Genomic DNA, 14,718 nt, shown 5'->3' with positions numbered 1-14,718 from the left:
TTTCCTGCCCGGCGCCTAGTGCGCGACCGGCGTCGCCTCCTGCCAGCCCCCGCCCAGTACACGGGCCAGTTGAATGGTGGCCTGCGTGCGCGAGTCCTGATTGGACAGCACCGCCGCCTGCGCATCGAGTGCCTGCATGCGGGCCTGAAGCACATCGCCAAGCGTGCGCTGCCCACCGGCATACAGACCGGCCAGGTCATGCGCAACCTGCCCGGCCTGCGCCTGCGCCTGCGTCAGTTCCACATCGCGGGCATCAAGGCCGAGGCGGTTTTCATACCCGTCCTCCACCTCGGCCAAAGCATGCAGCAGGCTTTTGTCATAACCCGCAACCGCCGCATCAAGCCGGGCGCTGGCAGCATGGATGCGCGCCTGAATGCGGTTGGCGGTGAAGATGGGCAGGTAGGTGGTCAGCGCAATCAGCCCGCCCGTGCCCGACAGGCCGGGAATGCCATCAAAATGCAGCCGTCCGTCGCCGCCAAAGAATTCCAGCCCGAAGCGGGGCAGCAGATCCGTCTTGGCACTTTTGAGCCGATTGAGCGCCGCATCCACCTGATCGCGCCGGGCGCGCACATCGGGCCTGCGCTCAAGCACCGTGTCCGGCATCTGCCCCATGGGGGCGGGCGGCACGAAATAGGCCGGAGGTGCCGCAGGTGCCGGCAGCCCCTCCGGCGTCTGGCCGGACAGCACGGCAAGCCTGCGGTGCATGAGGTCAAGCCGGGCTACAAGAAGCGGCCTGCGCGCCTTCATTTCAGAGAGTTTCTGCTCGATCAGCCGCACATCCGCAGCCGTCGCCTGCCCTGATGCAAAACGCGCCTGCCCGTAAGCGTGCAACTGCCCCAGGGTTGCAATGCCCCGGTCGGTCAGGGCGATCTGGCGCTGCACGCCCTGGGCACGCAGGTAACTGTCAGCGGCATCGGCGGCGATGACCATCTGCACGCCGTGGAAATATTCTTCCTCCGCCTTCACGCCATCCTTTGCCGCCTTCGCATCGGCATGGCGGCCACCAAACAGGTCCGGCTCCCACGAGGCGGTGATGCCCGCAAGGTGGCCATCCGCACTGCGATTGGAATCAGGCAGGCCATCGGCATCGCGCCAGTCTATGTCGCCGCCCATCATGTTGCCGGTGGCCCCCACGGTGGGGTAAAGCGCGGAGCGCACCACCGTATGCATGGCCCGCGCCTCAAGCACGCGGTCGCGCGCGATGCGGATGTCCGGGCTTGCGGCCAGCGCGGTCTCGACCGCCTGCGTCAGCCCCGGATCATGCCATGCCTCCCACCAGCGCGTGAGGTCAGTGGGGGCCTGCGCGCCCGCCATGCCTGCCTGCGTGAATTGCCGGGGCACCGTTACGTGGGATGGCGGCGCATGCGTGCGGAAGGGCGAGCACCCCGCCACAAGCCCCACGGCCACCGCAACACTTCCCATGCGGGCGGCCCGCGCCAATCTGTTCCTCATCATTCCTGCCTTGCCAACATGGATCTGAAGCGCATGAGCGCGAATACAAGAAATACAATGCCCGTCACCGTCACGGTCAGCAGCGGCAGCGCGATCGCCCCCAGCCCCGCATCGCGGTACAGAATGGCCTGCGACAGGTTGACGAACTGCGTGGTGGGCAGAAAGCGCACCACCACCTGCATCACCTGCGGCATGCTTTCCACCGGCGTTGCCGCACCCGACAGCAGGTAGGCCACCGCATAGACCGGCACCACCAGCAGCCCGAACTGCGGCATGGTGGGCGCCACCGTGGCCAGCATGATGCCCAGCGCCGTGGCCGAGAACAGGTACAGCAGCGAGCACGCGGCAAACAGCGCCACCGAACCCGCAATCGGCACGCCAAGCCACACATGCACCACCAGCCATAGCGAGATGATGGCACCCACGAAAATGACCAGCCCGTTGGTCACGATCTTGGCTACCGCAATCTCGCTTGCACTCACGGGCATGACCAGCAGGTGCTCGAGCGTGCCATGCTCGCGCTCGCGGATGACCGCAGCCCCCACAAGCACGATGGACAGGATGGTGATGTTGGTCACGATCTGCATGACCGAGGTGAACCATTTCGATTCACTGTTGGGGTTGAAGCGGATGCGGCTCTGCACGGCAAACGGCACCTGATCGATGGGCGATGGCACATGCAGCATGTCATCCACCTCCCCCATCAGGATCTCGTTGAGGTATTCCGTGCCCAGCCCGGCCTGGGTCATGGCGGTGGCATCCACGCGCAGTTGCACGGCAGGCACGCGGCCCGCCAGCACATCGGACTGGAAATTGGGGGGAATATCGACCACGAAGATGTAGTCCCCCCTGTCCATGCCCTCGAGCGCCTGCGTGCGGTCCACCATAACGGGCGGCTTGAAGTAGGGTGGCTGCACCGCATCACGCATGCGGCGCGAGAGGGGGGAATTATCCTCGTCGATGAAAGCGATGGTGGCGTTTGACACCTCCACCTTCACCCCGTTGGCCACCAGCAGCACACCCGCGCTGAAGGCGAACACGATCAGCCCGAGCAGCACCCGGTCATGCACCAGGCTGCGCAGCTCCTTGCCACACAGCAGACCGACATTGAGCAGCCAGCGCATCATGTGCTCAGGCTTCCTGTTTTTTCAGCAGAAGGCGGGCGGCCAGCATGTAGCTTGCGCCAAACCCGCCCAGCGCCAGATACATCGGCCCGAAGCTTGCCACCCCCAGCCCCTTGGTAAAGCAGCCCAGGCTGATGAGCTGGTACCACGTGGCCGGAAAGCCCAGGCCCACGAGGCGGCTGATGCCTGTAAGTGTTGAGGCCGGATAGAGCAGGCCGGAAAAGTTGACTGCCGGGATGAGGCAGATGATCGACGTGCCGAAAATGGCCGCCACCTGCGAGCTGACAAAAGTGGAAATCAGCAGCCCCAGCCCGGTGGCCGACAGCACGAACAGCACGCCCCCCAGCGTGAGGGCAAGCAATGACCCCTTGAGCGGCACCCCCATCACCACCACGGCCACCAGCACGAGCATGAAATAGCTGATGGTGGCCAGCGCCACGTAAGGCGCCTGCTTGCCCATGAGGTACTGCCCCACCGAGGCAGGGGATGCGTAGAGATTGACAATGGAGCCCACCTCCTTCTCGCGCACCACGCCCAGGGCGGTGAGCATGGTGGGAATGAGGATGAGGGCAAGCATGATCACGCCCGGCGTCATGGCGTAGATGCTGCGGAATTCCTGATTGTAGGAAAAGCGCGGCTCCACGGTGATGGGAATCACGGCCCCCTGCGGCATGGCGCGGCCCAGCGTGCTGGCGTAACCGGCCAGCACGCCGGTCACGTAGGCACGCACATTGGCCGCGAGGAACGGCACCGCGCCATCAATGATGACCCCGATCTCGGGCCTGCGCCCGGCCTCGAGATCACGCGCGAAGCCTGCGGGGATGTCGAGCGCCAGTTGCACCGTGCCATTGCGGATCTCGCGGTCCAGCCCGTCGGCATCCGCCACGGGGGCGAGTTCATGGAAATAGGTGGAGCCGCGAAAACTGTCGATCAGGTCCCGGCTGATGGTGGTGCGGTCATGGTCATCAACCGTAAAACGCACGCCTTCCACATCGAACGAAATGCTCGAGGCCGCCACCACCAGCAGGATCAGCGGGCCGATCAGGGCGAAGGTCAGCCGCAGCCGGTCGCGCAGCAGTTCCACCCCCTCGCGCCGGGCAAAGGCCCAGGCACGCGGCAGCCACGCGCCCCCCACGGCACCAAACCGCGCCGACAGCCTCCCGCCCAGCGCATGCCACCATGTACGTGCCGCACCCTGCCGCGCGGGAGCCGCCGCGTGTTCCTGCGCATCGGTCGCGGCCTCGGCATCCTGCAAATAGGCGATGAAGGCGGCCTCAAGACTGGGGGCGTTGCGCTTTTTCACCAGTTCGGCGGGCGTGCCCACGGCCAGCACATGGCCGCGATGCATGAGCGAGATACGGTCGCACCGCGCGGCTTCGTTCATGAAATGGGTCGAGACGAAAATCGTCACATGATCCTGACGCGACAGGCGGATGAGGTGCCGCCAGAACATGTCACGCGCAGCCGGGTCCACGCCGGAGGTCGGCTCATCAAGGATCAGGATTTCGGGGTTGTTGATGCACGCCGCAGCCAGTTGCAGGCGCTGGCGGATACCCAGCGGCAGGGAGGCGGGGCTGACATCGGCGCACGCGCTGAGTTCGAACGATTCGATGGCCTGCGCCACGCGCTGCGCGGCCTGCGCTGCCGGAATGCGGTACAGCCGCGCCTGCAGCATGAGGTTCTGCCGCACGGTCAGTTCCTCATACAGCGAGAACGCCTGCGACATGTAGCCGATGCGCATGCGGGTTTTCATATCGCCCGCCGTGATCTGCTCGCCAAAGAGTTTTGCCGTGCCGCTGCTGGCATCAAGCAGGCCGGTCAGCATCTTCATGGTGGTGGACTTGCCGCAGCCATTCGAGCCGAGGAAGCCGAATATCTCGCCCCGGCTGATGGTAAAGCTCACATCGCTTACTGCCGTAAAGCTGCCGAAGCGGCGGGTCAGGTGCTCGGCCTCGATGGCGGGCGGGCCGCCGGGATTGGCATAGGGCGGAATGACGAAGCCGCTGGCTTCCTGCCGCTTGCCCTCGGGCAGGAGCGAGATATACGCCGCCTCCAGCGATGTGGCGTGCGTGCGCTCGAGCACCTTTTGCGTCTGGTCGCTGATCAGCACCTTGCCGTCATCCATCGCCACCAGCCACGCAAACCGCTCGGCTTCCTCCATGTAGGCGGTGGAGACGATCACGGTCATGGTGGGGCGCTCGCGGCGCAACTGGTCCACCAGTGTCCAGAACTGCTGGCGCGAGAGCGGATCGACGCCGGTGGTGGGTTCATCAAGGATCAGCAGGTCGGGATCATGCACCAGCGCACAGCACAGACTGACCTTCTGCTTCATGCCGCCCGAAAGATGGCCCGCCGCGCGGTCGGGGAACGGGGCAAGGCCCGTTGCATCAAGCAGGCGCTGGATGCGGGCATCGCGCTCGCGGGCATCCATGCCGAACAGGCGGGCAAAGAAGTCGATGTTCTCCCACACCGAAAGAGTGGGATACAGGTTGCGCCCCAGCCCCTGCGGCATGAAGGCGACACGCGGCAGGAACGCCTCGCGCGCGTGGCGCTCACCTATATCCGCTCCCAGCACATCAAGCCGGCCCGACTGGAGCCTGCGCACGCCTGCAATCAGCCCGAGCAGGGTGGACTTGCCCACGCCATCAGGCCCCACAAGGCCAATGGTGGTGCCCGCGGGCAGGTCCAGCGTCACATCCGCCAGCGCCGTGACCGCGCCGTAGCGGTGCGTGACCCCGGCAATGCGGATACCCGGCGGATTATGGGGCGCGGCCTCGCTCATTGCGGGGCATCGGCCACATCGAGGCTTGCGGGCCAATGGACAGCAGGATCGGTGCGCACATAGCCATCACCCGTCATGCCTGCCTTGAGCACGCTGCCATAACGCGCTGCCGTTTCGGGGCTGACCCGCAACTTGACGCGATAGACCAGCTTGTCGCGCTCGGTTGCGGTCTCGACATATTTGGGGGTGAACTGCGCCTCGGGCGAGACGAAGGAAATGGTGGCGGGAATGACCTGCTGGTGCAGCGCGTCAAGGGCGATGCGCGCCTGATCGCCCACATGCAGCTGCCCCGCCTGCTGCGAAGGATAGAACACGGTCAGGTACATATCCGCCGGGTTGAGCAGGGAGGCCACGCGGCCGCCGCCAGGCAGCACGGCGCCTTTTTCCACGATGCGGTATTCGATCCGGCCCGCCACGGGGGCGCGGATGGTCATGTCATCCTCGGCGGACTGAGCCTGCGCCACCTGCGCCTGGGCTGCATCGGCCACGGCCTGCGCGCCATCCACCGCGCGCCCGGCGGCCTCGGCCGCTGCGGTGGCGGTGTCGAGATTGGTCTGGTGCTGGGTCACTTCCATGTCAGAGACAAGGTGCTGGCGGAACATGGTCTGCGCGTGGTCCATGTCGTGCTGCGCGAGGTGCAGGGTTGCCTGCCGGGCATCGTGCTCGGCCTGCGCGCGCGCCACGTCGGCCTGGGCTGCGCGCAGATGGGCGCGGGCGGCGTCAAGGCTGGCGCGGGCGCTGATGTCATCCTCACGCGCCAGCACCTGACTGGCTGCGACCGTATCGCCCTCATTGAAATCGAGTTCGGTAATGCGACCGGGATATTTGACCGCCACATCGATACGGGCGAGTTCCAGCCGCCCGTTGGCACGCGCCAGCCCCGGCGGCAGTTCGCCCCGGTGCTGCACCACGTACCACCCCACGCCGCAACCTGCCGCCACCACGACAAGCCCCGCGCCAATCGCTGCGTCACGCCACTTCATGCCATCGGCCCCATGCTGCCGCAAAGGCGCGGGCCGGTCGCAACGGGGTGGAGCAATACGATCATGGAGGGAACCTTTAAAGCCAATGCGGGGAACACCAGAACCCAGTCTTCTATACCACCGGGCCGCACGATAAACTGATGTACATCATTTCAGGGCGCGTTATCAGCACAGGCTGCTCCCTCGCCCTCACGCAGCACGCCCTCCGCGTGGCGCAGCACTACGGCCAGCACATCCATCATGGCCTGCACCTGCCCAGCCTCCACGCCACCGAGCACACGGGCCTCCATGCCTGCGCAGATCTGGTGCAGGGCTGCGCATTTGCGCGTGCCGCGCGCGGTCAGGTGCAGGGTCTTGGCGCGGCGGTCAGCGGGGTCGGGGCGGCGTTCGACCAGCCCTTCATCCTCCAGCAGGTCAAGCACGCGCACCAGGGCCGAACTGTCGGTGTTCATGGCATGGGCGAGCGCGCGCTGGCTTACGCCATCGGGCAGCATCATCAGGTAGGCGAGCGGGCGCATCATCGCCATGCTCATGCCCTCCACCCGCAGGGCGCGGTCAAGCACCAGCCGCCAGGTATTGGCGAGCCGCATGGTGAGGAAGGTCATTCGCATGTCCTGGAAACCCGTGCCCTCGATATCGGGCAGTGGCGAACGGTCGGTCATGAGCATTCCCTGTGCTGGTTGGTCGGGTCGCGGCCACGGTGCCTGCCGCGCGATAGCATGCGGGGGGCGCAGAATCATGACCATTTATGGAGATGGCTGCCCGGCGGCAGAACCGGTAGTATCAATATAATTGACATGACACTAATTGTCATACAATAAATTCCGGCTGCGTATTTTCTGCTCTTCCCACCGCCGGGTTTATCAGGTAGCCCCTACGCCGCTGCCGGGAGTTTTTCGCCCAATGTTGTCCAGCCTGAAGCGCATTTTCTCCGATGATGCCCAATGGGCCGCCACCCGCACCACGGCGGCGTTCAGCGCGCGCGCGCTGCTTTCGGTGGGCATTGCGCTGTTCCTGGCCTTCTCGTTCCAGCTCCAGTCGCCCATGAGTTCGGTCACCACGGTCATGATCGTGGCCAACCCCACGGTGGGGGCGCTGGTTTCAAAAAGCGTGTGGCGCATCATCGGCACCATCATCGGGGCCACGATCAGCGTGGGGCTGATGGCGGTGTTCGTGCAGTCACCGGTGCTGTATTTCATGGGGCTGTCGGTGGTGGTGGGGCTGGCCTGCATGGCGGCCACCTTCCTGCGGCTGTTCCGCGCCTATGCCGCGGTGCTGACCGGTTATACCATCGTCATCATCTCCGCCCCCGCGTTTGACAACCCCGATGGCATCTTCCTCTCCGCCATGTCGCGCCTTGCCGCCGTGGTGGTGGGCATTGTCACCACGGCGGCGGTGTTCATGGTCACCTCGCCGCGGCGGTCGGACACGCTGTTCACCCAGATCCATGCCCTGTTCCGTGATACGGTCAGCTATATCCTGACCTTCCACCAGGGCTACAGCAATGTGCCCGCGCAGAACCCCGATGCCCTGCCCGGCAGCACGTTCCGCGCCCTGCCCTCCACGTTTCATGACAGCCGCGCGGCCATGCTCACCCGCATTGCCCGCCTGTCGGATGCGGTGGAATACGCGGCGGCCGACAATTACGACATCAGCGTGCGCCAGCGCGAGATCAGGGCAGGGCTCGCACGGCTTTCAGGCATCGTGGCCTCGTACCATCCCCACACCATCACCCCTGCTGACACCGAGCAGGACCGCACGGTGCATGGCGAGATCGAGGCCATGCTGCACACCCTGCTGGACCTGACAAAAGACCAGGCGCTCGAAGGAATGTGGACGCAGGGCTGCGCGCGCATCCAGCATGCGCGGGCCATCATGATCGATGAGGCGCGCGCCACCCATTCGCCCCGCTCGCTGCTGTTCCTTGATGACATTCAGGACCTGCTCGGCCAGATCGACACGGCGCTGCAGGACCTCTCGCGCCGGGGCAGTGCGGGGCGCAAACTGCGCCTGCAACCCTATCTGGAATGGCCCACCGCGCTGCGCAACGCAGCCCGCGGCGCGCTGATCACGCTGCTGACCACGCTGATCTGGTACGTGCTGCACTGGACGGCGGGGCCGACCATGATGCTGTACGTGGTGGCAGCGGCAAGCCTGCTCTCCACCCTGCCCTCCGCCTCACGCGCGGCGGGGATGATGGCGGCAGGCACGGCGCTGGGCATACCGGCGGGGCTGCTGTGCCATATCTTCCTGCTGCCGCAGATTGATGGCTACCCGCTGCTGTGGCTCTCGCTATGCATCATGCTGCTGCCCGGCGTGTGGTTGCAGTTCCACCCCAAATTCGGCGTGGGCGGCTTTGGTTACGGTGTGTTCTCGACCGTGATGCTGCAGGTCAACAACCCCATCCATTATTATAACGACATCAGCCTGTTCAACGGGTGGATGGCGCTGTTCATGGGCTGCATCATGCTTGTGCTGTCATTCCGCGTGATTTTGCCGCCCAACCACCGGCTTGATGCAGCCCGCCTGGTCATGTCGCTCACGCGCAGCCTGCGTCGGCTGGCGCTTTCAGGCCGCAGGCAGGGCAAGGAATGGCTGGTATGGGAGAACCTGCAACTGCAGAAGGTGATCCGGCTGGCCATGCGGCTGTCGTTCTTCGCCCGGCCCGCCAGCATGCATGAATATATCGATGCGGCGCTGGCTACGCTTTCGCTCGGGCGGCTGATCGAGCGCATCCGCACCATTGCAGGCAGCCCCGACATCATGGGTGCGCAGCAGGCGGCGATCTATGATGCGCTGGGCACCTTTAGCGAACTGGCACACAACCCGCTGCTCACGGCGGCTAGCCTGCGGCGGGCGGCGACCATACTCTGCCCGCCCGATGCCCTGACCCTGCGCCCGGCAGCCCAGGTCGAGGCCATGGCCTGCCTTGAGCAGGCGGCGCGGATCATCGAGGACATACCCGGTTTTCTGGACCAACGCGGCCCGCTGCAATGGGCGGAGGATTATCCCGCCGCCCACCGGCCGCCGCTGGCCGCCGTCAGGACGGAAGTCGGCTGAGCACCGAGAACGACACCGCATCCATGACCGTGGTATCGACTTCATCGCCGGGCTTGATGGTTTTCAGGAAGTCCTGCATCGCCTTCTGGCGCACCAGCACCACGCGGGTGATGTCATCAGGGTCAACAAACACGACCTGATTGCGCGTGGTATCAACGCCGGTCACCTTCACGCGCTCGCGCTTGAAGGACACCATCATGCCATGCGGGTGCGGGCCGGTGCGGGTGCCGGCAGCATTCTCGGTCGATTCTGGCAGCGGCGCGCCGGGCGGGGCGATGGCGGCGTCGATGGTGCGGACAATGCGCAGGCCGATCTTGTCACCGGGGTTGAGCACCGGCAGCTTGGCGCGCAGGTCGGGGTCGACGCGCACGGTGTCGAGGTTGCCTGCCTTGTCGCGCAGCAGGATCATGCCGGCCTCGTGGTCCACGCTCTCGACCGTGGCGGTCGCCGTCTGGTTGCCCACGATGACCGGGGCCTGCGCCATGGCGGGCATTGCGGCAGCAGACGCGCCCGCAACCACGCCGGCCAGCGCCAGCGCCACGCGGCGGGATGCAAACAGCTTCACGTTCATATGTGTCGTTCTTCCCTAAAATCTCTTGACGGATGTCAGTCCCTGGCTGGCGAAATTACGCCCGTGCCAGCGCCCTTATCCCATAACGCGCAGAGGCGGTCACGTATCCTACGATGTAAGGCAGCCCGGGCACAATCGTGCGCCCAACACCTGCGCCCAGCGCATTACGCCCTTCCGCCATGCGGGGCTGCGGGAGGCGGGCGCATGGTGTAAGCCTGCCGCATTGCCAGGCACACAAGTCAGGACCCGACATGACCGACCAGACCCCGCCCGACGCCTTTGCACAGGGCAAGGCAGCCGCCACCAAGGGCGAGCCGCTGATCGAAAACCCGTTTGATGAAACCCTGCCCGCCTATGAGGACTGGAACAAAGGCTGGTGGAGCGTGCGCGAGAACGACGGCGACTTCGACCCGTTTGCCGAGAAATAAGCCCGGGGCCACGATGGCGTGAGATCAGCCAAACGTGAGGGCGTGCCGGTTGTGGCAGCCCCCTGCGCATGGAATGAAAGACACTGACGGTTCGTTGAAATTGAAAACGGCGACTGTTCTCAGAAAAAAGAGGCGGCATCGGTAACGGTGTCGCCTCTTTTTATCGCCCTTACGGCAGACAGAAGTTTTGGTGAAGCTCTTTCAAAAAGCTTCAGGGAACGCCGCCCCGTTTAAAAAAGGCGGCGCCCAGAAACTTTCATGCCGTCTGTATTTCAGGACCGGGCCGACATGCTGCCCGGCGCAGCAGGCTGGGTCTGGGCGGCAGGCGGCTTGCCAGCCTTCGCGCAGACCCGGAAGGCAAGCAGCGCCCCTGCCAGCGTGAGGAAGGCGGGAATCCACATGTCATGCCCCACATGGGTGAACTCGAAACCAAGCGCCAGCGCAGTGAGCGGCATGGACATGAACGTGCCCAGAAAGGCAATGCCACCCAGAAGGGCGACCGTGCCCACATCCACCATGGGCAGGCAGGCATTCCACCCCCCCGCCAGCACGGTAGCCAGCAGGGCGCCCATGGTCAGGCTGGGCGTCAGCAGGCCGCCCGCAGCCCCTGCCCGCAGCGCCCCCATGATGACGACAATCTTGAGCACCAGCACGATGGCGGCAAGCTCCGTGCCCAGCTGTGCCGCCAGCGCAAGCTGCATCGGCCCGCGCCCGTTACCGGGCAACTGAGGGTAGAAACATGACAGCAGCCCCAGCAGTGGAAACACCACAAGACACCAGGCAATGCGCGCCCCGCCCCGCGCGGCGCGGTTCTGCACCACGGCCATCAGCCGCTTGGCCAGTTGCGCGCCCACGCCGATGACCGGCCCCGCGCACAGCGCCCACAGCACGACCGGCGCGGTCACCGCCATCGGTCCGATCTCATACTGGTGCAGGTTGCCCAGCACCGCCCATGGCACGAACGCCCCGATGGCCGAAGCGCCCACCGCGCACAGCACCGCGCGCTGGCCCACCGTGCCGAGCAGCACCTCGAGTATGAACAGCGCCCCCCCCAGCGGCACGTTATAGACGGCGGACAGCCCGGCCCCCGCCCCGCAGGCGATGATGATGCGCCGGTCATCAGGCGCAAGCCGCAGCACGTGGCCGGTGCCGGTGGCCAGCACCGCGCCGAGTTCACGCGGCGCGACCTCGCGGCCAAGCGGCGAGCCAAGGGCCACCGTCACGATCTGGAGCAGCACATGCACCGTGGTGGACAGCGCAGGCATGGGCTTGCCCAGCCCCGTCTTGCCTACAGCCGCCGCAATGCTGACCAGCGGCCTGCCAAAACGGCCCAGCGCCCACCAGCCCACACCCGCCACAACGCCCGCAGCACACAGCGCGGCAACCCGGCGCCATGGAGGCGCGGCACTCACGCCCTGCACGAATGTATGCGGGCCGCCGGGCTGGCCGTAGCCATAGGCGACATGCTGGATCATGTGCAGCAGCACAGACAGCACCGTGCCCCCCACGCCCGACAGGAAACCGGTGGCAATGACCGCCATGGCCATGACCGGCCATGCGGTGGATGCGCCACGAGGCGCGGGAGCGGAAGCGGGTTGGGTCATGATGGCATGGGATATGCCGGATAAGGCGGGGCGCGCCAAGCCGGTTTAACACGCGCGGATGCCCCGGCCCGCGCGCCATGCCCCAGGGCGGATGCGTGCGTTCTGTCATGCCCCTGATCGACTGCGATTCGGCGGTGGTGGCGGGCGTATCGGCAGCGCTGCGCCACCCCTTCCGCGCCGCAGGTCAGAAATGGCGAACACGCCACACCGATAATGGCAACACCCGGACCCTGCACAACGGCGCTGAAAGACGCTAGCAACTTCATATTGCTTCGCGATATGGTTGCCTGTACGGAACAGTAACCATCAGGTGGTGTTTCAGGGGCAAGGCAGGAAGGGGACGAGATGAAATTCGTTATTGCCATCATCAAGCCGTTCAAGCTCGATGAGGTACGCGAAGGGTTGCATTCCATCGGGGTGGACGCCCTGACCGCAACAGAGGTGAAGGGATATGGCCGCCAGAAAGGCCAGACCGAAATCTATCGCGGCGCGGAATACAACATCCAGTTCCTGCCCAAGATCAAGCTCGAGATCGCGGTGCCCGATGCACAGTGCGACAAGGTGGTGGAAGTCATCCAGTCCGCCTCGTGCACGGGCAAGATCGGTGATGGCAAGATTTTCGTTCTCGACCTGCAGCAGGCAATACGGATCAGGACACAGGAAACCGGAGAAAACGCGCTGTGATCAAGAAGATTGGCAAAAGCGCCCGCCATGCCGGGCTGGCGGCGGCGGCTTTTGGCGCGTCAATGGCCAGCCTGCCCGCCATGGCGGCCGATGCCCCTCCCGCCATCGACACGGGCGATACCGCCTGGATGCTGGTCAGCACCGCACTTGTGCTGATGATGACCATCCCCGGCCTTGCGCTGTTCTATGCGGGCATGGTGCGCAAGAAGAACGTGCTGGCCACCCTCATGCAGTCCTTCTCCATCTGCTGCATCATGACAGTGGTGTGGATGGTGCTGGGCTACAGCCTGACCTTTACCTCGGGCAACGCCTTCATTGGCGGGCTGTCACGCGTGATGCTCAACGGGCTGGGCGCAGGCATCAGCAAGGGCAGTGACGTGGCCTTCACCATGGCGGCCGGCACGCCTGCCGCCACCACCATGACCATTCCCGAAAGTGTCTGGATGACCTTCCAGATGACCTTCGCCATCATCACGCCCGCGCTGATTACCGGCGCATTTGCCGAACGCATGAAGTTCAGCGCCCTGTGCGTGTTCACCATCATCTGGTCGCTGATCGTGTACGTGCCCGTGGCCCACTGGGTGTGGGGGCCGGATGGCTGGGTGGCGGCCAAGATTGGCGCGATCGACTTTGCCGGTGGCACGGTGGTGCATATCAACGCAGGTATCGCGGGCCTCGTCGCAGCCCTGGTGATGGGGCGGCGCAAGGGCTTTGGGGAGGACGACTTCTCACCCTACAACCTGACCTATGCCATCATTGGCGCATCCCTGCTGTGGGTGGGCTGGTTCGGCTTCAACGCAGGCTCCGCCGGTGGCGCCAACGGGCGCGCGGGCATGGCCATGGCCACCACCCAGATTGCCGCCGCCGCCGCTGGCGTGTCGTGGATGTGCGCCGAATGGATCAAGACCGGCAAGCCCACCGTGCTGGGCATCATCTCGGGCGCGGTGGGTGGCCTGGTGGCCATTACGCCCGCAGCGGGCTTCGTGCTGCCGGGCGGCGCGCTGATGATCGGGCTGATCGCGGGCGTGGTCTGCTTCTGGGGGGCGACGGGCCTCAAGCACATGATGGGCTATGATGACAGCCTCGACGCCTTTGGCGTGCATGGCATTGGCGGCATTGTGGGCGCGCTGCTGACCGGCGTGTTTGCCTATGGCCCGCTTTCGGCCACCGATGCCAGCCCGGAGGGCGTGAGCGGGTCGTTCCACCAGTTCGTGGCACAGGCGGAATCGGTCGGCATTACTGTGGTATGGTGCGCGGTGCTGACCTTCATCCTGCTCAAGGCCATTGACCTGACCATCGGCCTGCGCGTGACGCGCGATGAGGAAATGGAAGGTCTCGACATGAGCCTGCATGGCGAGCGGATCAATTCCTGACCTTATTCGCTCCGTGCAACAATGTGGAAAGGGCGGCCCTGCGGGGTCGCCTTTTTTTCTGGCCCCTCCGCTGAGTCGGTTGGCTTTCAGGCCCCGCCCGCGGGGGTAATCTCACGCACCATGGCGCAGCGGGAACCGGGGGGAAAATCGTTTGCTTCCTCATCCCGCAGCAGATTAGCCAGACGTGCATCCTGTGCCGTGGGCGCAAGCAGGCGAAAGCCCGCTCGCGCATAAAATGGCGCGTTCCACGCAACGGTGCGGAATGTGGTCAGTGTCAGGCGCGAAACATCCGGCAGGCACGCAGCCCCCTCACCGGCGGCTGCCAGCAGGGACCGTCCCAGCCCCCTGCCCTGCACCGATTGCGCAACCGAGATTTCGAGCACATGCAGGTCAGCGCCATATTGCCGCGCGCTTAAAAAACCAACGGGCTGATCGTGCCCATCCACCGCAACCCAGCACAGATTGTGGGCAATACAGCCTGCATGCACATCTGGGAGCAGCCCGTCAGCCTGCGCCAGCCATGCGAGTTCGGGCACGGCCAGAAAAGCCTGCGCGGCAGAGCGCTCGATAGCAGGCAGCAGAACTGCCTCTTCATGTCGGGCCGGGCGGATGGAAAAGGTCATGGTGGCCTTCCTTCATCACGATGGTCTGACACCT

At 65.2% G+C, this 14,718-nt stretch carries 13 protein-coding genes; 5 read left to right on the top strand and 8 right to left on the bottom strand.

Annotated elements, in window-relative coordinates:
* Positions 1-15 precede the first annotated feature (15 nt).
* From FMA36_RS07750 to FMA36_RS07730, 5 genes are all read right to left on the bottom strand, one after another.
* Entirely contained in the window at positions 16-1,452 is a 1,437-nt protein-coding gene (locus tag FMA36_RS07750; RefSeq protein ID WP_159263740.1) for an efflux transporter outer membrane subunit, read from the bottom strand.
* On the bottom strand, positions 1,452-2,579 hold the full coding sequence (locus FMA36_RS07745; protein WP_159261869.1) for an ABC transporter permease: 1,128 nt from the start codon (positions 2,577-2,579) through the stop codon (positions 1,452-1,454). Before FMA36_RS07745 ends, FMA36_RS07750 begins: the two co-directional genes overlap by 1 nt.
* Before the next feature lie 4 nt (positions 2,580-2,583).
* Positions 2,584-5,358: a ribosome-associated ATPase/putative transporter RbbA gene (gene rbbA, locus FMA36_RS07740; protein WP_159261868.1), complete on the bottom strand. Its 2,775-nt coding sequence runs from the start codon at positions 5,356-5,358 to the stop codon at positions 2,584-2,586.
* Complete coding sequence (locus FMA36_RS07735) at positions 5,355-6,341, bottom strand: HlyD family secretion protein (protein WP_159261867.1); 987 nt, start codon at positions 6,339-6,341, stop codon at positions 5,355-5,357. The genes rbbA and FMA36_RS07735 overlap by 4 nt, the downstream gene beginning before the upstream one ends.
* Positions 6,342-6,493: 152 nt before the next feature.
* Entirely contained in the window at positions 6,494-7,003 is a 510-nt protein-coding gene (locus tag FMA36_RS07730; protein WP_408885652.1) for a MarR family winged helix-turn-helix transcriptional regulator, read from the bottom strand.
* 241 nt (positions 7,004-7,244) lie between these two features.
* Here FMA36_RS07730 and FMA36_RS07725 point away from each other — a divergent pair, with 241 nt between their 5' ends.
* Positions 7,245-9,401 (top strand): FUSC family protein, encoded by a 2,157-nt coding sequence (locus tag FMA36_RS07725; protein WP_159261866.1) that lies wholly within the window; start codon positions 7,245-7,247, stop codon positions 9,399-9,401.
* Here FMA36_RS07725 and FMA36_RS07720 read toward each other — a convergent pair.
* Positions 9,382-9,972: a preprotein translocase subunit YajC gene (locus FMA36_RS07720; RefSeq protein ID WP_159261865.1), complete on the bottom strand. Its 591-nt coding sequence runs from the start codon at positions 9,970-9,972 to the stop codon at positions 9,382-9,384. The two genes, FMA36_RS07725 and FMA36_RS07720, sit on opposite strands and share 20 nt — an antisense overlap.
* 251 nt (positions 9,973-10,223) lie before the next feature.
* Between FMA36_RS07720 and FMA36_RS19175 the strand changes: the two genes are divergently transcribed.
* Positions 10,224-10,400 (top strand): hypothetical protein, encoded by a 177-nt coding sequence (locus FMA36_RS19175; protein WP_167370183.1) that lies wholly within the window; start codon positions 10,224-10,226, stop codon positions 10,398-10,400.
* A 272-nt stretch (positions 10,401-10,672) separates the two neighbouring features.
* Here FMA36_RS19175 and FMA36_RS07715 read toward each other — a convergent pair whose 3' ends face one another.
* Positions 10,673-11,947, bottom strand: a complete 1,275-nt coding sequence (locus FMA36_RS07715; protein ID WP_159263736.1) for a chloride channel protein — start codon at positions 11,945-11,947, stop codon at positions 10,673-10,675.
* A 134-nt stretch (positions 11,948-12,081) separates the two neighbouring features.
* Between FMA36_RS07715 and FMA36_RS07710 the strand changes: the two genes are divergently transcribed.
* From FMA36_RS07710 to FMA36_RS07700, 3 genes are all read left to right on the top strand, one after another.
* Positions 12,082-12,261, top strand: a complete 180-nt coding sequence (locus tag FMA36_RS07710) for a hypothetical protein (RefSeq protein WP_159261864.1) — start codon at positions 12,082-12,084, stop codon at positions 12,259-12,261.
* An 88-nt stretch (positions 12,262-12,349) separates the two neighbouring features.
* Positions 12,350-12,688: a P-II family nitrogen regulator gene (locus FMA36_RS07705; RefSeq protein WP_061273594.1), complete on the top strand. Its 339-nt coding sequence runs from the start codon at positions 12,350-12,352 to the stop codon at positions 12,686-12,688.
* Complete coding sequence (locus FMA36_RS07700; protein ID WP_159261863.1) at positions 12,685-14,061, top strand: ammonium transporter; 1,377 nt, start codon at positions 12,685-12,687, stop codon at positions 14,059-14,061. Before FMA36_RS07705 ends, FMA36_RS07700 begins: the two co-directional genes overlap by 4 nt.
* Before the next feature lie 86 nt (positions 14,062-14,147).
* On the opposite strand, the gene FMA36_RS07695 is transcribed toward FMA36_RS07700, so the two are convergent.
* On the bottom strand, positions 14,148-14,684 hold the full coding sequence (locus FMA36_RS07695) for a GNAT family N-acetyltransferase (protein ID WP_159261862.1): 537 nt from the start codon (positions 14,682-14,684) through the stop codon (positions 14,148-14,150).
* Positions 14,685-14,718 lie beyond the last annotated feature (34 nt).

Origin of the sequence: Komagataeibacter xylinus, assembly GCF_009834365.1 — a bacterium.
GTDB lineage: Bacteria > Pseudomonadota > Alphaproteobacteria > Acetobacterales > Acetobacteraceae > Komagataeibacter > Komagataeibacter xylinus_D.
Note: the sequence above shows the minus strand (reverse complement) of the source record. Positions and strands in the feature narration are given on the sequence as shown.